This window comes from Rossellomorea pakistanensis (genome assembly GCF_016908495.1).
In the GTDB taxonomy this organism is placed as follows: Bacteria; Bacillota; Bacilli; order Bacillales; family Bacillaceae_B; genus Rossellomorea; species Rossellomorea pakistanensis.
The window spans coordinates 1,041,958-1,059,224 of sequence record NZ_JAFBDZ010000002.1 but is presented as its reverse complement, the minus strand read 5'-3'; the positions used below and the strand labels follow the sequence as shown (position 1 = coordinate 1,059,224).

The window sequence follows — 17,267 nt, the reverse complement described above, 5'->3', positions numbered from 1 at the left end:
CAATGAAATCGTTGAAAGATTATTATATGTTTTTTTAAAAGAGTAATAGATCTAAGAAATATCAAGCTGGCAGCAGCCAGGGAAAAACCTTCAAAATTAACTTCAAAATTCTTTAAATCAGCCTCTCCCTCCCCCTCTCTACATAATGTTAAAGTTCCATAATAATAAGCCGACTTCAGTCATTGTTAATGAAACACTGACTTTGAATCGGTTTCTTTTTTATTATATTAGAATATTATTAATAACTGTTTTTCTTGCCATATATTTAGAAAAATTTGATTTTTCATACTCCGCTTCCTTTTATTAATCGCTTATTTATGAACAATTTTTGACGTTTACCATATACTTCTTCGTGAACATTTTGTGAAATGCGTCACATTTAATGATTTTTGTTTTACTATAATAAAAACGTCAGTCTGATGAAAGCTTACCATTTTTTCAAATAGCTATTATTATCCATACTCCAAAAAGAAAGGGGAATCTGTATGAAAATGAAATGGGCTTTGCTATTTATCGTTTTTACCATTTTCACAGTGCTTTCAGGCTGTGAATTAGCCGTACTAGATCCTAAAGGTCCTGTCGCTCAAACTCAAGCAGATGTAATTAAATTATCAATGTGGACAATGGCCTTTATTGTGCTAGTGGTTACTGGTCTCTTCATCTTCATGCTAACGAAATATCGTGCTTCAAAAGCAGATAAAGACTATGAACCTCCTCATATTGAGGGGAGTAAGACACTGGAAATAATATGGGTGACAATCCCAGTACTTATCGTGGCGTTTCTCTCCGTTGTCACTGTTCAATCGACTTATGAGGTCGAGGCTACTCCGAAAGGGTATGAAGATAAGGAACCATTAATCATCTATGCTTCCTCTTCTAACTGGAAGTGGCATTTTAGTTATCCGGAAGAAAATATCGAAACTGTTAACTACGTAAATATTCCAATAGATCGTCCAGTTGAATTCAAGCTGTATTCCCATGGAACAATTACAAGTTTATGGATTCCACAGCTTGGCGGACAAAAATATGCGATGAGTGATATGGTCAACACTTTACATTTATTAGCAGACGTTCCAGGTTCCTATATGGGACGAAATTCTAACTTTAACGGTGCAGGCTTTGCTGAAATGCAATTTGAGGCATTAGCTATGACCCAGAAAGAATATGATGAGTGGGTTTCAGATGTTAAAAGCACTGCTGATAAGCTCACTAAAAAAGAGTTTGATCATTTATTAGAAGATGGACATATTGGACGGAAGACGTTCAACGGAACACATCAAGCCTTTTACCCTGCTCCTGAAGGGGAGAACGCTGGACATCATCACGGAAGTTCAACGGATGATAAACCAGAAGAATCTGGATCCCATGATGAACACCAGCAAAAATCAGATTCACACGATCAAAACGGTCAGGAATCTGAACATAGTCATCACTAATCATCATTAGAATTCACTTCTTGTTCATGAATATATTCGAAAGGAGTTACAAAGCAATGGATTATTTCGATAGATTTGCTGTACCCCACAGTGGTCCAATGATTGTTATGTCGCAAATTGCTATTGGCGTGACAATTTTAGCCATCATACTCGGACTTACTTACTTTAAAAAATGGGGTTACCTTTGGCGTGAATGGTTGACAACTGTTGACCATAAGCGAATCGGTGTCATGTATATTATCTCTGCTCTACTAATGCTTTTCCGTGGTGGAGCTGATGCCCTATTAATGCGTGCTCAATTAGCGGTCCCTGAAAATGGATTACTAGATGGGCAGCACTATAACGAAATTTTCACTACTCATGGGGTCGTTATGATCTTATTTATGGCGATGCCTTTTATCATAGGCTTAATGAATATTGTCACTCCCCTGCAAATTGGGGCACGTGACGTTGCATTCCCTCGATTGAATGCACTAAGCTTTTGGCTATTCTTTTTCGGGGCGATGTTATTTAATATTTCCTTCGTCGTCGGGGGCTCCCCAGATGCGGGCTGGACATCTTACTTCCCGCTAGCTGCTAATGAGTTCAGTAAAAGCGTTGGAAGTAACTATTACGCAATAGCGATACAAATTGCCGGGATCGGTACGTTAATGACAGGTATTAACTTTATCGTCACCATCTTGAAAATGAGAGCACCAGGGTTAAAATTAATGAAAATGCCAATGTTTACATGGTCAATCTTGATCACAAACATTATTATCGTTTTTGCTTTCCCTGTTCTAACAGTTGCTCTTGCACTAATGACAATGGACCGTCTCTTCGGTACACAATTCTTTACGATGAGTAATGGCGGTATGGATATGCTTTGGGCAAACCTCTTCTGGGTTTGGGGACATCCTGAGGTATATATTGTTATCCTGCCTGCATTTGGTATTTATAGTGAAATCATTTCAACCTTTGCCCGCAGAAACCTTTACGGGTATAAATCAATGGTCATTAGTATGGTTGCTATTTCAGCTTTATCTTTCATTGTTTGGGCCCACCATTTCTACACAATGGGGCACAGTGCAATGGTTAACGGTATCTTCTCGATCACTACGATGGCGATTGCTGTCCCGACAGGGGTTAAGATCTTTAACTGGCTTTTCACCCTGTACAAAGGAAAGATCGTATTTTCAGTCCCAATGCTTTACTCTTTAGCGTTCATCCCGATTTTCACCATTGGGGGAGTTACAGGGGTAATGCTTGCAATGGCAAGTGCCGATTATCAATACCATAATACAATGTTCCTTGTGGCACATTTCCATTATGTCTTGATTCCTGGTACTGTATTTGCTGTATTAGCTGGATTTACGTATTGGTGGCCAAAAATTTTCGGTTTCAGTTTAAGCGAAAAAATTGGAAAATGGGCTTTCTGGTTCATTACGATCAGCTTTAATGTAGCATTCTTCCCGATGTTCATTTCGGGCCTAGATGGGCAAGCTCGTCGTATGTACACTTATTCCGAGTCATCTGGATTTAGTCTTATGAACATGATTTCCTTTATCGGAGCAGTAGGTTTGGCCATTGGGTTCGCGCTTATTTGTTACAATATTTACTGGAGTATTCGTTATGCACCAAGGCATGTGACAGCTGATCCTTGGGACGCTAGATCATTGGAATGGGCGACACACAGTCCAATTCCAGAATACAACTTTGCGATTACGCCAACAGTGGACTCCATTCAAGCATTTTGGGATTCTAAGAAAAAAGGTGTGGAATTGTTTAAAGGCAAATATGAGCCGATTCATATGCCGAACAATAGTGGAATGCCGTTTATCCTAGGTGCCGTCTTCTTTATCTGGGGATTCTGTATGGTATTTAGCATGTTTATTCCAGCCATCATTGCGACGATCGGAATATTCGCTTGTATGATCCATCGTTCATTTGAAAAAGATCATGGCCATTATATCTCGGTCGAAGAAATTGAAGAAACTGAAAAGAAATTGCGAGGTGCTTCCGCATGAAAATAGATCACTCGCTGCCACTTGAATATAGTACAGAAGAAAATCGATTAAAAATATTAGGATTTTGGATCTTTTTAGGAGCGGAAATTGCGTTATTTGCAACGCTCTTTGCCACATACTTTACACTAGTAGATCGTACAGGCAACGGTCCAGCAGGATCTGAAATTTTTGAAGTAACACCTGTATTGATTGAAACAATTTTATTATTAACAAGTAGCTTCACCATTGGCTTAGGTGTTAACGCCATGCGTCTTGGCAATAAAAAAGCGACGATGGGCTTCTTCATCGTCACCCTTATCCTTGGAGCCGGCTTCCTGGGCGTTGAGATTTATGAATTTACTCACTATGTTCACGTGGGAGCAGGTTTACAGGTAAGTGCTTTTACATCTAGCTTATTAACCTTACTAGGAACTCACGGAGCACACGTTACCCTAGGGTTATTCTGGGGGATCTTCATCCTTATGCAAGTAAAGAAACGTGGCTTAACTCCGGAAACGGCGAATAAATCATTCATTTTCTCTTTATACTGGCACTTCTTAGACGTAGTTTGGATCTTCATCTTTAGCTTCGTCTACTTGAAAGGAATGATGTAAGATGAATAGTAAACAATTATTTCCTGTTGGACACGTGATGGGCTATGCCTTCTCACTCATTCTGACGGCTGTCGCCCTTTCTGTTCTTATGTTCGACCTTTCTCCTAAAACAGGAGTAGTCATTCTTCTAGTCACAGCATTTATGCAAGCAGGCGTTCAATTAGTCATGTTCATGCATGCTGGAGAGTCTGAAGATAAAAAATCAATCTATACGAATATTTGGTACGCCCTATTCGTGGCAATCGTTACGATCTTGGGAACATTGTTAACGATGATTTGGGGTTACCAATAAAAATGATTATATAAAACTTGAGTGTCTTAACCGATGCTCAGGTTTTTTTTCTTGAAAAGGATTTCGTTCTAACTTCTTCCCTTTTCGTGTATTACCAATCATTTCTTCCGTTACAACGAAAAATACGCCAATCAAAAATACAAGAATAGCGTTAAAGGCAATCGTTGCACCTACATACGATAATACATAATTTTCATTGTAACCGCTTGCAAATAGACTGAATACAAAAATGGCGATTCCGATGGCACACCCAATACCTGCGAACTTTTTCACAACATCTAATATTTTCTTCGAATTAGCTTCCATATTTTCATCTCCCTTTTCTATTATTCTAAATCAATTCACAGAATTGTCAAAAGTTTTATAATTATTTTTTATTTAAGAGAGGAAATTCTTGACTAATTATTATGTCACTTTAGGAGGTATTTTGTGCTTATTTTAAGTGCTATTTTTCACATCCAACTATAAAACCCAGCTACCTTCACATGAAAAGATTAGCTAGGTTTTTCCGACAAAAACCTGGGATGTTTTACACAAATTTAGCGAACGAACAACTATTCAAAATTGATGTAATTTATTTTGTCCCGACAAATATTGATGTATTAGAAGAAAGGAAACTCGAAGAAAAAACTATTTAATAAACTTAAAATGGGCGTATGAACCCACTTTTTCCCGTTGGTAAATATCTTTAAAGACCCTGGTTTGTATGCGCTAGCGATACTTATGATAGTAATTGCAGTAATATCACCGTGGCTATCCAAAAGATTGGAAGTAGCCAACAGTGCAATTACTGGTATAGGATCTGGCACAGTTTTATTTTGTTTTGCTATATTAGGATTGATTCGTTACTTATTGTCATAAAAGTTATTTCAATTATCGGATGCTTTTCCGGAGTAAGATAAAACCCAATTTCTCAACTTTAATGCTGAGAAATTGGGTTTTTTTATATTACCTTATAGTGCAAAATAACGTTTAAAATAGATACATAATAACTCCTATAGTGACATTATTAATTCGTATTTTTTTTGATAACCAGGAATGAGGTATAGATAAGTGGAATTTCTAAAACACTTAAGAATAATTACGAGGTTTATTATCAACTTACCTTAGTTTAGAGTAATAGCATTTATATTTTAAATTGAATTTTCATCCCATCCCTAGATAAGCTTCTTCTGTGTTTTTACTAGCTATATGTCTTATTTTTTATCCTCTTCCATTCACTTCATACGCCGCCCGAATACCAGATTCTATTGCACCTTCCATCCAACCATGAAAGGAGGAAGTATGTTCTCCAGCGAAGTGAAGTCTTCCTTCAGGTTGACGGATATAATCCGCAAAATCTAGTTCTTGTCCAGGGGTAAATAACGTAAAACAACCTGCAGAATATGGATTTTGACTCCAGTTATAAGAAATTGCTTTAATAAACTCTGAATATACGACTTTACCATACACTTTCGATAGATCCTTTAAGACATAAGAGATCATCTCATCCTTAGATAAACTACTCCATAACATTGCATCTTGTCCCCAGCTATAACTGGCTAACAAGACACCTGGTCCCCCACTACCTATATTATGACTAGGAATGTACGAAAAGCGGGTGGGCAGATCCGAAATGGCATTCCCTACATTCAACTTTTCCCAAAAGCGGGTTCTGAATTCAACCCCAATCTTAACGGATGGTACATTGTTCAGTTCTCTAATCGCTTGCCATTTCTTAAAGGAAATTGAATGATATGGAATGATATCGACAAACTGCAACACTGGAAAAGGGACCGTTATAATTGCAAAATCACCTGCAAAACTTCGGAATTGCCCAGTGATTGGGTTCTTCGTTTTGAGAATGACTCCTTGATCACCTTGAATGATCTTTACTACTTTTTGCTTTATATACGTTTCATTTTGGAGTTCCTTCATAAATGCGAGGGGAATCTGGTCATTTCCTCCTGTCACTTCATAGAATTCAGTTTTTTCACTAAATATCGGAAAAATGATATCGGTTAAAATGTCCACAAACGAGAACTCTGGGAACCCTTCCATCCCAAGCATAACATTTATTTTTCGGATCGCATTTAATGACAGAGATGGGCCTAGGGGATTATACCGCAAATATTCCCCCATAGAATACTGAGCATATTCTTCTCTTAATTGTTCCTGTTGTGCTGGTGTACTGCTGGAATAAAGGTCAAGAAATGGTTGGGTTGCTGTGAGAAAGAGCTCAGTCGCAGTTTTTCCCTTTTCCCACTTTTCAACCGGAAACCTTAGAATATCTGGATTCATTTCATACTCTTTACGCGTTGTAAGAATGTTATTAACAAAGATTAAATCCTGCGGAGATGAATTTATAAATAGATTTACAGGAAGTTTAAAACGATGAATGTACTCAAATACAAGCTCGTGGCTGTTTGGAATACGCATCGCTCCAACATCCATATAATTTCCGGGGGTAAAAGGATCTCTTACTGTAAAAACCCTTCCGCCTACTCGATTATTCCCTTCCAAAATGGTCACATGATGTCCAGCCTGCTTTAATAATGACCCCGCTACTAATCCTGATAAGCCAGCTCCTATGATCAGAACCTTTTTTGGCAGCCCCTCTCTACCTAACCCTTTTCTAATAATAGATAGCAAGTCATCTGGATAGGTCAATATAGAATAGTCATTCACTCTTTCCGTACTCACCCCAATCCCCCCTTATCCTCTCTTCAATTCATATGAACAGAAGGAGTTTCTTATGTGAGATGTGGGTTTTAGATAGAGCTTCAAGTGGGGAATGACAAAACAAATTTTTGATTTTCTTTAAACAAAATAAAAAAGAGCCCGTTTTGAAAAAAATTTAATCAAAACAAGCTCTTGATATATTTTTAATATTTTATAAAAATTCGTTTGATTTTATTCCGACTCTGTTTTGAGTTGAACCAACCTCGATATTGTTATTTATGATCATTGAACTACTTATTTTTGTTTATTACTACCAATTTCATCTCCATCATTTCTTCCATGGCATACTTTATTCCTTCACGACCTACACCACTTTCTTTAACACCACCGTAAGGCATATGATCGACACGGTAGGTTGGAATATCATTAATAATGACACCTCCAACATGTAATTCAGATGACGCATTTAAGGCTGTATGAATATTTTCAGTATAAATTCCAGCTTGAAGGCCGTAACGAGAATCATTCACTGCGTTAATGGCTTCCTCTACAGATTGAACACGATTGATAACCACGATTGGGGCGAACACCTCCTGGCAGGAGACTTTGGCAGAAGGATCAACATCGATTAGAATAGTTGGTTGTAAAACATTCCCCTCACTTATTCCCCCTGCAACAACCTCTGCTCCAGACCGCTTCGCTTCTTCAATCCAATCAAGTGTCCTCTCTACATCTTTTGGGCTAATCAGAGCTGAAATATCAGTCTCGGGGTCTAGCGGCGCACCAAGCTTCAATTTTTTAGTCGCTTCAACAAATTCCTTTACAAACCTTTCATAATTTTTTTCATGAACATAAATTCGCTGGAGCGATATACACACTTGCCCTTGAAACGCAAATGCTCCCGACACACAGCGAGGAATGATTTTCTCAACATTAACATTTTCATCAATGATGACCGCTGCATTAGACCCTAGTTCCAAGGTTACTTTTTTTAAATCCGCTTTATTACGAATTTGCAATCCAACCGCATGGCTTCCTGTAAAGGATATCTTTTGAATTCGTTCATCTTTTACAAGGATGTCTCCAATGACCGAACCACTTCCAGTGACAACATTTAAACCTCCATCAGGCACCCCAGCCTCTTTACATAACTCTGCAAGGAAATAAGCTGAAAGTGGGGTTTGAGCTGCAGGTTTTAATACCACCGTGTTTCCAGCTGCAATCGCAGGACCTACTTTATGGGCAACAAGATTCATTGGAAAGTTAAATGGTGTAATGGCTGCAACCACACCTAATGGCTCTTGGACTGTATAAGCCACTCTCCCCTCTCCACCTGGAGCTGCATCCATTGGAAGTGTTTCACCATAAATCCGCTTTGCTTCTTCCGCTGCGAATTTATAGGTCTGGATGGTTCTTTCGACTTCCACTTTCGCTGTATTGATAGGCTTTGCAGCTTCCATTGCGATAATTCTGGCTGCTTCCTCTTTCCTTTCCTCTAAAAGATGAGTGAGGTTTTCGAGTATTGTTGCCCTTTGGTGGCTAGGCATCTTTCTCATGATAGATGTAGCTTGGTATGCAGAATCAATCGCCGATTCCACTTCATCTGGTGTAGCAGCAGGGATCTCTGCTATCATCCTTTCGTCATAAGGTGAGTACAATTCAGTATAGTATTTTGGTTCAATCCATTTTCCATCTATAAAAAGATTCTTTTTCATTTGGACCCCTCCTTCCTTTAAATTATGATCTTTCCTCAATTGACTTTATGGCATCATTTAAAATTGCGATCATTTTTTCAATTTCTTCCTTCTGAATTGTAAGGGGCGGAGCAAAAACTAATGTATCCTGATGATCAAAGACGACAGAACGACAAATTAAGCCGCGTTTTGCTGCTTCGTTCACGATTAACGGAGATTTCGGATTTGCACCTTTAGAATTCGCCTCTCCTGCATTTTTGATTTCAACAGCTCCCATTAACCCTAGACTCCGTACATTTCCTACTATTTTTCTCTCAGATTGTATCCACTTCATTCCCTTCCTCAACCATTCACCAGCCTCTTTTGCCTGATGAACTAAATTTTCTCGTTCAATGATTTCAATATTCTTTAATGCAACCGCACAAGCCATTGGATGACCGCTATACGTATACCCGTGTAGTAGAGTACCCGAGGAAAAGTTTGAAAAATCCCGATGCAATTTTTCTGATAACATGACGCCTCCTAATTGTGCGTAGCCACTTGTTACCCCTTTTGCGAAGCACATCATATCTGGAGTGACTCCGTAATGATTCATCCCGAACCATTCACCTGTACGTCCAAATCCTGTGATAACCTCATCCGTAATAAACAAAATATTGTAAAAATCACAGATATCTCTAATTTCCTTAAAATAATGATCGGGAGCAATATGAACCCCTCCAGCACCTTGGACCGGCTCAGCAATAAAGGCGGCAATCGTTTCAGGACCTTCTATTAAAATTTTTTCTCTTAAAGCATCGGTATTAAAATGGTCAACATGAAGAAAGTCAGGTGCAATGGAGCTTGAAAAATCTCGAAACGGTTTTAATCCAGTTGCACTCGTTGCTCCCATCGAAACACCATGATACGACTTTGTTCTAGAAATGATTTTTTTCTTTTCTGGTTCCCCTTTTAAAATCCAATAATGCCTTGCCAGTTTATAAGCGGTATCGTTTGCCTCTGAGCCCCCAGAAGTAAAAAATGTTGTCGTTAAATCACCCGGTGCCAATTGGGCTAGCTTTGCAGCTAAGCGGATCGCTGGCTCATTACTATACGTTGCGAAGCAGGAACTAAAGGCAAGCTTCTTCATTTGCTCCGCCGCAACTTCCGCCAACTCCTCTCTTCCATGACCTATATTTACATTCCAAAGAGATGACATCCCATCAATGACGACATTTCCCTTGTAGTCTTCAAGAAAAATGCCACGACCTTCCTTAAAGATAAAAGACGGTCCTGATTCTTGTTGTTGCTTTATTGGAGAGGTGGGATGTAAAAAATGTTTTTTATCTAGCTCTTCTAATTGCTGCAGGTCGTTCATTGTATTTACCATCAATCATCACCCTTTATCATTGATTGAACAAAAATAGTCCGTTATTAGAGCTACCTTTGTCTTTACTTAATCTATTGCAAGATTCGTGCCATGTTATTTCAAGTTGATAAAGGGCATTATTCTGGTGATTTTCGATTAAATTATTGATTACCAAGAAGGATTTGATTAAAATTTAAATCAACTAGATTAGAAGTTTAGGGGGAAAAATGGAAATGACCGAATCCTTAAATCATGTTTTAAATAAGATAGTTGAAACTTCCAATAACAATATAACGATCACTGATAAGCATGGTATCATCTTAAACTCTAACCCTGCTCATTGGTCCCTTTATGGGATTGAAGCAAACCACTATATTGGGAAATCTGTTTTGGATTTAGAGGATGAGGGCGTATTATCTCCTTCCATTACTGCTTCTGTTATTAAAAATCAAAAGCCGATCCAAATTCTTCAACAAACCAAAACGGGAAAAGTTGTTATGTCAACCGCTTTCCCTGTTTTTGATGACGAAGGGAATATGAGCAACATTATCAGTTATGCGCAAGATCAGACAGAAATCAAAAATCTTCAGGAGCAATACGAACGTTTACAAAGAAAAATAAAAATCGTTCAAACAGAGGTTCAAGAGTTGAGGGAAAAAGAGTATGGCAAAGGTGGAATGGTCATCCGCAGTAAGCAAATGACCCAATTAATGAAAACGGTTTCTAGGGTTGCGCAAACTGATGTTACCGTATTATTTCTAGGTGAGTCAGGGGTAGGAAAAAGCGCACTAGCCCACACTCTCCATAACCAAAGTCACCGAAGGAAAGAACCCTTTATTGAGGTTAATTGCAGTACAATCCCGGAAAGCCTTTTTGAATCGGAAATGTTTGGTTATGACGCCGGGGCCTTTACTGGAGCCCTTAAAGAAGGGAAACAGGGGTTGATTGAACAGGCAGATGGTGGAACACTATTTTTAGACGAGGTAGGGGATCTTCCTCTCTCCATGCAAGTAAAACTATTAAAGACATTACAAGATAAAAAAATTATGCGGGTAGGCGGGAAAAAGGAGAAAAAGATTGATTTTCGTTTAATCGTAGCCACCAATAAAGATCTATCAGAGATGGTTGAACAAAAAAAGTTCCGTTCGGATTTATTTTATAGACTAAACGTAATACCGCTTCAAATCCCTCCTTTAAGAGAACGTTTTGAGGATATTCCTCTATTAATTCAACATTATTACGAAAAGCTTAATCATAAATATAATCTAAATAAACAATTCCATTCTACTACCTATGAAAACCTTTTGAATTATTCCTGGCCTGGGAATATTAGAGAGCTAGAAAATGTAATGGAACGGGTCCTGCTTATATCTGAAGGAAGCACTATTTACCCAAGTGACCTTCCAAAAGTAATGAAAGATGCGAATCATATAAATCATCCAATCCAAAACTCGGAAAATGAAGACTTTAAAAAACAGAGTTTAAAACACGCTTTAGAGCAGCTTGAAGTGCAGATCCTGACCGATGCATATAATCATTACAATTCCACCTATGAAATAGCAGAAGCCTTAGGAATAAGTCAACCTTCCGTTATTTATAAATTTAAGAAGTATAATATTGGACGTAGTAAATAAGATGCATCTACGACATACTTTTTACACCCAGGAATAAAAGATACTCACCCTCGGTTTTTATCTCTCAATAAAGCCTAGAAGGTCAACATAATCTTCTAGGCCTTTTTATAGTCAGCAAGCTGAATGTGCGTTCTCCCTCGAAGCGAGAATTTTTTGTGATTGCTATTTCGATAGAAAAAGATCTGAAATATGAAGATTAATTTCTAAGACTATTAATAGTGTTTATTGAGGTGTGAGCATGTATTGATGAGACCTTCTTTGTCCAATGGGTTGAAGATTCATAGACTTCAGAAGGTTATAAGCAATTGACCTTGAGGATATATTGAGGAAATCCCTGAATTCTCTATTTGAAATCGTAATTTTCACTAAATGAGCATCATCATTTAGTGATTCGATATATGCCACTTTAGATACAGCCTGACATGATTGGCATTTCCATGTACTATATAATCTCTCCGGGAATGGCCAAATACGCTGGACAGTGCCCCCCTTTTAAAAGCTCATTACAATCGATTTCATATTTTTGTAATATATCTATGCTCTCCCTCTCATGCTTTTTGATGAGCATCGATGAAAATTTTTTCTGCTCTTTATGAGTTAGTGATGGTTGTTGATGAACTTTTTCAAATGCATTCATTTTCTCGATTAAATTCGCGCTATGGATTACTTTTTTTGGGAGTGTTGAATGATGAGGCATCTTTGGGTGATGTAGGGGCAATCTCCGTTGTAATGCTTCTAACTTTTGAATTCGGACGGGTATATCCTTTCTTTTTTATCATTTATCCAGCTCCTATTTAAAGAATACATATAAGTTTTGCTTATTAATGGGATTCTCCTGTACTAGGATTTGTTTTTTCCGTGTCAAAATAGTGCAATGCACAACTTTTTTGATTTTACGCATGGGAACGGTTAGTTAATGCACAAGAATCAAAATTCATGCACGAAAACCAAGAGGAAATGCACGAGATTTCAAATTTATTCATATGTTACTATTTGGAATACATAAATAACTGAAGTAAGTTCTTAGCCATGAAAGAGGAGTACTTTCCCCTTCCTTCACGGCTACTTTGATTACATATCTAGCTCTTCAAACTTAATTTCTGGTGGAGCAATCTTAAAAAAGTTCGTGGAAAAAGCTAAATATATTACTCCTAGCACTGTCCATATTAAACCAATACTAATCGAGAAAAAATCTAAATTTATCCATAAATAGACAACAAAAAACAAGCCTAAAGATGGGGCTATAAAATGACTTAAAACATTCTTTACTGAGCGGGCTCGCTGTGATTTTACAAACATTGCGATGACACATAGATTGACAAAAGAGAAAGCAGTAAAAGCACCAAAGTTTATTAAAGATGTAGCTGATTCTAGATCTAAAAACAAAGCGGATAAGGCAAGCAGTCCTATTAAAATGATATTTGGAATTGGTGTATTTTGCTTTGGATGAATATAGCCAAAGAAAGCTTTAGGTAATACTTTGTCTCTCCCCATTGCAAATAATAACCGGGAAGCACTTAATTGGGCAGCCAATCCGGATGCAAATACTGAAACTAATGCCCCGCTAATAAATAAGGAAAGAAACAAGTTCCCACCTATAATGAAAGCTATCTCTGGAGAAGCACCTGCAACATCATTGAATACACTAACATCAGGAAAAAGGGATTGCATAAAATACGTCACGGTAAAGAAAAACAAACCACCTATTGAAGCTACTATTAATATCGCTTTTGGAATCGTCTTTCTAGGGTTAATGGTTTCTTCTGAAAGAGTCGTTATGGCATCAAAGCCGATAAAGGATAAAGCAAGCAATGCAGCACCAGCGAGTAATGGGGAGAACTCCAAATCAGCTGGAAAAAGGGTTTGGAATGTTATATATTGGTGAACGCCATCACTATTAATGGATTTGATATTTAAATAGATAAAAATGGTGCAAACTAAAAATTGAAAGATCACTAGTAAAATATTGATGGATGCCGCGATCTTAACGCCAAAAATATTGAGAATAGTAGTTAATGAGATTAATCCTATGATCCAAACAAACCCTGGAATATTTGGAAATCCAGATGATAAGTAAATATTAGCTAATAATGCATTGATCATCGGTAATGCTAGGTAGGCAATGAATGTAACCCAACCTACAAGCACCCCTAAGTAAGGGTTCATAATACTTCTTGTATAGGTATAAACTGAACCTGCAACCGGGAATCTTTTAACCAATTTTCCGTAACTTAACGCTGTAAATAGGATGGCTGTAAACACTAATATATAGGATGCCGGAACATATCCTCCTGAAGCTTGAGAAGCAATTCCGAAAGTATCGAATACAGCGAATGGGGACATGTAGGCAATTCCAATGGCTATGACATGTATCAACTTTAGCCTTCGCTGAAGCTTCGAGTCATTTGTTTTATCACTCAATATAAATCATCCTTTCCAATAATAATGATGTGTTTATGGATCGATTTAACTTTGGGTTTAAAAAGCCGTTTAGCCTTTTGTTTGTCCACTCTTTTAACGAACGAATAGCTAAGTGTATAATCTTTGCTTGTATGAAATCCCCTTGTCTTATCTACTTTTCATAAGTAGATAAGACAAGGAAGAATCCCATTTTATTAAGCTATAGAAAACGCTTACTTTTTTTAGTATAGTTAGCCACATAGAGGGCGGCTAACTCAGCAGCTTATTCAAGATTAATCCAAACACTTTTCACTTCCGTATAGTTAGAAAGTGCATAAGACCCCATTTCACGACCAAAGCCTGATTCTTTAAAACCACCAAATGGAGCAGCCGCGTTGGTAAGGTTATAACAATTAACCCATACAGTTCCGGCTTTTAATAGATTCGTAACCTTATGAGCATTCCTTAAATTCTCTGTCCAAATCCCTGCGGCTAACCCATACACTGTTGAATTCGCTCGCTCGATGACTTCTTCTAAACTATCATAAGGCATAGCTACAACGACAGGACCGAATATTTCCTCTTTTGCTATCGCCATACCATCTTCTACCTCGGCGAAAACGGCAGGAGTAACATAAAAACCAGACTCTAGAGGTTTTCCACCAGTCAGTAATTTTGCTCCTTCTTCAATGCCTTTATTAATGTAAGAGATAACAATCTCCTGCTGCCTTTTTGAAACTAATGGGCCCATTGTGGTGGACTCTTCTAATCCATTTCCTAATGTGACGTTCTCAGCGTATTCCACCAATTTCTTTGTAACGTCTTCATACATATGCCTCGGGATAAACACTCTCGACCCTGCACAGCAGACCTGCCCCTGATTCACCATAATCCCTGAAAATACACCTGGTATGGCTTTATCCAAGTCAGCATCAGGTAAGATTATATTAGGGGATTTTCCACCAAGTTCTAACGTCACACGTTTTAACGTATTGGCAGCCTCCTTCATAATTCTTTGACCAACAGGTGTCGAACCAGTAAAGGCAATTTTATTCACTTTTGGATGTTTCACTAAAGCTTCCCCTGCGGTTTTGCCGAAGCCATTGATGATATTAATGACCCCTTTAGGGAAACCGGCCTCTTCAACTAGTTTTCCCAAGTAAATCGCTGATAAAGGCGTTTGTTCTGCTGGTTTAAGAACGATGGTACATCCCGTCGCCAGCGCAGGAGCGATTTTCCAAATCGCCATCATAATCGGAAAATTCCATGGAATGATTTGACCAACCACCCCTACCGGTTCGTGTCTTGTATAGTTGAAATAGGTTTCAGAGATCGGGATTGTCTCTCCATAATGCTTGTTTGTCCATCCTGCGAAATATCGTAAGTTTTCAATCGCATTGGGAAGATCCGCCGATAACATTTCATTAATGGATTTTCCATTGTCCAATGTATCGATTTGAGCAAGAATTTCAATATCACGTTCCATCAAATCGGCCAGCTTGTCCATTAGCCTTGAACGTTCGTACGAGCTAATGGAAGACCATTCTCCAAATTCAAACTCCTGATAAGCCGCTTCTACTGCCAAATCAACATCCTGGACCCCAGCTTCGCAGACATGTCCAAGCACCTCGCCGGTTGCGGGATTTATTGATTCAAACGTATTCCCTTCGATCGACTCTTTCCATTCCCCGTTTATAAATAATTTCTTAGGACCCTTAAGAAATTCAATCACTTCCGAATGTATCTTAACCACTATAAAGACCTCCTTACATATACAAATTTTGTTACCATTTTACTTTTTGCGAAAATGCTGTCATAGCCTCATCCAAAATAGAGATAATGGTTTCGATCTCTTGTTTCTGAATTATTAACGGAGGGGCTACGGCTACGATATTCATTCCAGGTTCAAAGTCAAAACATCTAATGAGCAGCCCCCGCTGATAACATTCCTCTACCACTGAAACCGCGGCTTGAACCGAAGAATCAAAAGGAATATTTACGACAGGATCTTTCATTAAATCAAACCCTGCTAATAAACCAACTGTTCTTGGGTTTGTAAAAAACTCATGCTTTTCTTCTAAATAGGTAAAGCCCTTTTCAAGTTCTTTTCCCATCTTATAAGCGTTCTTAACAAGCCCTTCTCTCTCGACAATTTCGATATTTTTGAGTCCGACAGCACAAGCGGTTGGATGTCCACTATACGTAAAGCCATGGGGAAGAATGTCGTTATATTCTTTGATAGTGTCAGCAACTCTATCATTCATGACCACCCCCCCAAGCTGAGCGTAACCACTAGTGATCCCTTTAGCAATGCTCATTAGATCCGGTGTGATGTCCCAATGACTCACTCCAAACATCTCACCTGTTCGTCCAAATCCACAGATGACCTCATCCGCAATCAGTAAAATATTAAATTCATCACAAAGCGCTCTTACAGCTTTTAAATAGCCTTCAGGCGGTACATGAACTCCACCTGCCCCTTGAATAGGCTCTACAATAACCGCGGCAATCTTATCTGCCCCCAATTCTTCGATCACGCTTCGGATACAACCAGAATATTCTGGATGTGTTTTATCTCCAAGCTCACATTCTGTAAGATGAGCCTTTGCATTCACAATATCTGGGTCTGTTGAACCAGAGAAATTTCTGAAGGCATCAATACCGGTAGCTCTTTGTGCGGAAACCGTTACACCATGGTAGCCTCGTCTTAAAGAGATAATTTTTCTCTTATCCTTAAAACCTTTCAGCTGCCAGTAGAAACGCGATAATTTAAATGCAGTATCATTCGACTCTGAACCTCCTGATGTAAAGAAAACGGTATTTAAATCTCCTGGAGTTAACCGTGAGATTTTCTCTGCTAGACGGATGGCAGGTTCATTGCCATAACCATAAAAGGTTGAGCTATAAGCCATTTTAGACATTTGGTGGTGAGCAACATCCGCCAATTCTTTCTTGCCATGCCCTACATTGACGTTCCAAAGCATGGAAACACCATCAATATAGGTATGTTCATTCAGATCCTTCACATTAATTCCGTCACCTTTAGAAAAAATAATCTTCGGTCCCTTTGAAGCATGGTGTTTCGGAACGGCTACAGGGTGAATTAAATGTTTTTTATCTAAATCACTTAGTTCTGAAGTTAATCCTTCTGTATTGGTTAAAAGTTGTTCTTTACTATAAGTCATAATTAAACACTCCTTATC

Annotated in this window: 13 protein-coding genes; 5 read left to right on the top strand and 8 right to left on the bottom strand. The window is 38.3% G+C overall.

Annotated elements, in window-relative coordinates:
* The first annotated feature begins 485 nt into the window (after window positions 1–485).
* From qoxA to qoxD, 4 genes are read left to right on the top strand one after another with little or no spacing between them, the layout of a single operon-like run.
* Window positions 486–1,436, top strand: coding sequence for a cytochrome aa3 quinol oxidase subunit II (qoxA, locus tag JOC86_RS12755; RefSeq protein ID WP_205173133.1), 951 nt, complete (start codon window positions 486–488; stop codon window positions 1,434–1,436).
* A 56-nt stretch (window positions 1,437–1,492) separates the two neighbouring features.
* Window positions 1,493–3,442, top strand: coding sequence for a cytochrome aa3 quinol oxidase subunit I (gene qoxB / locus JOC86_RS12750; protein WP_205173131.1), 1,950 nt, complete (start codon window positions 1,493–1,495; stop codon window positions 3,440–3,442).
* Entirely contained in the window at window positions 3,439–4,035 is a 597-nt protein-coding gene (gene qoxC, locus JOC86_RS12745) for a cytochrome aa3 quinol oxidase subunit III (RefSeq protein WP_205173129.1), read from the top strand. Before qoxB ends, qoxC begins: the two co-directional genes overlap by 4 nt.
* Window position 4,036: 1 nt before the next feature.
* Window positions 4,037–4,327 (top strand): cytochrome aa3 quinol oxidase subunit IV, encoded by a 291-nt coding sequence (gene qoxD, locus JOC86_RS12740; protein ID WP_205173127.1) that lies wholly within the window; start codon window positions 4,037–4,039, stop codon window positions 4,325–4,327.
* Window positions 4,328–4,333: 6 nt separating this feature from the next.
* On the opposite strand, the gene JOC86_RS12735 is transcribed toward qoxD, so the two are convergent.
* The 4 genes from JOC86_RS12735 to JOC86_RS12720 all read right to left on the bottom strand — a co-directional run bounded on the left by JOC86_RS12735 (window position 4,334) and on the right by JOC86_RS12720 (window position 10,051).
* The gene (locus JOC86_RS12735; protein ID WP_205173125.1) at window positions 4,334–4,633 is read right to left on the bottom strand and encodes a hypothetical protein; all 300 of its coding nucleotides are present in this window, start codon (window positions 4,631–4,633) and stop codon (window positions 4,334–4,336) included.
* An 897-nt stretch (window positions 4,634–5,530) separates the two neighbouring features.
* Window positions 5,531–7,009: a flavin monoamine oxidase family protein gene (locus JOC86_RS12730; RefSeq protein WP_338021746.1), complete on the bottom strand. Its 1,479-nt coding sequence runs from the start codon at window positions 7,007–7,009 to the stop codon at window positions 5,531–5,533.
* Between the two features lie 269 nt (window positions 7,010–7,278).
* Complete coding sequence (locus JOC86_RS12725) at window positions 7,279–8,703, bottom strand: aldehyde dehydrogenase family protein (protein ID WP_205173123.1); 1,425 nt, start codon at window positions 8,701–8,703, stop codon at window positions 7,279–7,281.
* 22 nt (window positions 8,704–8,725) lie between these two features.
* Entirely contained in the window at window positions 8,726–10,051 is a 1,326-nt protein-coding gene (locus tag JOC86_RS12720) for an aminotransferase family protein (protein ID WP_205173121.1), read from the bottom strand.
* Between the two features lie 212 nt (window positions 10,052–10,263).
* On the opposite strand from JOC86_RS12720, the gene JOC86_RS12715 reads away from it, so the two are divergent.
* Window positions 10,264–11,664, top strand: coding sequence for a sigma-54 interaction domain-containing protein (locus JOC86_RS12715; protein WP_205173119.1), 1,401 nt, complete (start codon window positions 10,264–10,266; stop codon window positions 11,662–11,664).
* A gap of 442 nt (window positions 11,665–12,106) precedes the next feature.
* Here the strand turns inward: JOC86_RS12715 and JOC86_RS12710 are convergent, their stop codons facing one another.
* The 4 genes from JOC86_RS12710 to JOC86_RS12695 form a co-directional block, all read right to left on the bottom strand.
* On the bottom strand, window positions 12,107–12,301 hold the full coding sequence (locus JOC86_RS12710; protein WP_205173117.1) for a hypothetical protein: 195 nt from the start codon (window positions 12,299–12,301) through the stop codon (window positions 12,107–12,109).
* Window positions 12,302–12,735: 434 nt separating this feature from the next.
* A complete protein-coding gene (locus JOC86_RS12705) occupies window positions 12,736–14,085 on the bottom strand; it encodes an APC family permease (protein ID WP_239587545.1) in 1,350 nt (449 codons plus the stop codon).
* Between the two features lie 262 nt (window positions 14,086–14,347).
* On the bottom strand, window positions 14,348–15,820 hold the full coding sequence (locus tag JOC86_RS12700) for an aldehyde dehydrogenase family protein (RefSeq protein ID WP_338021757.1): 1,473 nt from the start codon (window positions 15,818–15,820) through the stop codon (window positions 14,348–14,350).
* A gap of 28 nt (window positions 15,821–15,848) precedes the next feature.
* Window positions 15,849–17,249: an aminotransferase family protein gene (locus JOC86_RS12695; protein ID WP_205173114.1), complete on the bottom strand. Its 1,401-nt coding sequence runs from the start codon at window positions 17,247–17,249 to the stop codon at window positions 15,849–15,851.
* Window positions 17,250–17,267 lie beyond the last annotated feature (18 nt).

What these genes read in the sequence shown, in the direction of transcription:
- qoxC (WP_205173129.1), top strand. Translation starts at nt 3,439, where the DNA reads ATGAAAATAGATCACTCGCTGCCACTTGAATATAGTACAGAAGAAAAT.
- JOC86_RS12735 (WP_205173125.1), bottom strand. Translation starts at nt 4,633, where the DNA reads ATGGAAGCTAATTCGAAGAAAATATTAGATGTTGTGAAAAAGTTCGCA.
- JOC86_RS12720 (WP_205173121.1), bottom strand. Translation starts at nt 10,051, where the DNA reads ATGGTAAATACAATGAACGACCTGCAGCAATTAGAAGAGCTAGATAAA.
- JOC86_RS12715 (WP_205173119.1), top strand. Translation starts at nt 10,264, where the DNA reads ATGACCGAATCCTTAAATCATGTTTTAAATAAGATAGTTGAAACTTCC.
- JOC86_RS12710 (WP_205173117.1), bottom strand. Translation starts at nt 12,301, where the DNA reads ATGAATGCATTTGAAAAAGTTCATCAACAACCATCACTAACTCATAAA.
- qoxA (WP_205173133.1), top strand. Translation starts at nt 486, where the DNA reads ATGAAAATGAAATGGGCTTTGCTATTTATCGTTTTTACCATTTTCACA.
- qoxD (WP_205173127.1), top strand. Translation starts at nt 4,037, where the DNA reads ATGAATAGTAAACAATTATTTCCTGTTGGACACGTGATGGGCTATGCC.
- qoxB (WP_205173131.1), top strand. Translation starts at nt 1,493, where the DNA reads ATGGATTATTTCGATAGATTTGCTGTACCCCACAGTGGTCCAATGATT.
- JOC86_RS12725 (WP_205173123.1), bottom strand. Translation starts at nt 8,703, where the DNA reads ATGAAAAAGAATCTTTTTATAGATGGAAAATGGATTGAACCAAAATAC.
- JOC86_RS12695 (WP_205173114.1), bottom strand. Translation starts at nt 17,249, where the DNA reads ATGACTTATAGTAAAGAACAACTTTTAACCAATACAGAAGGATTAACT.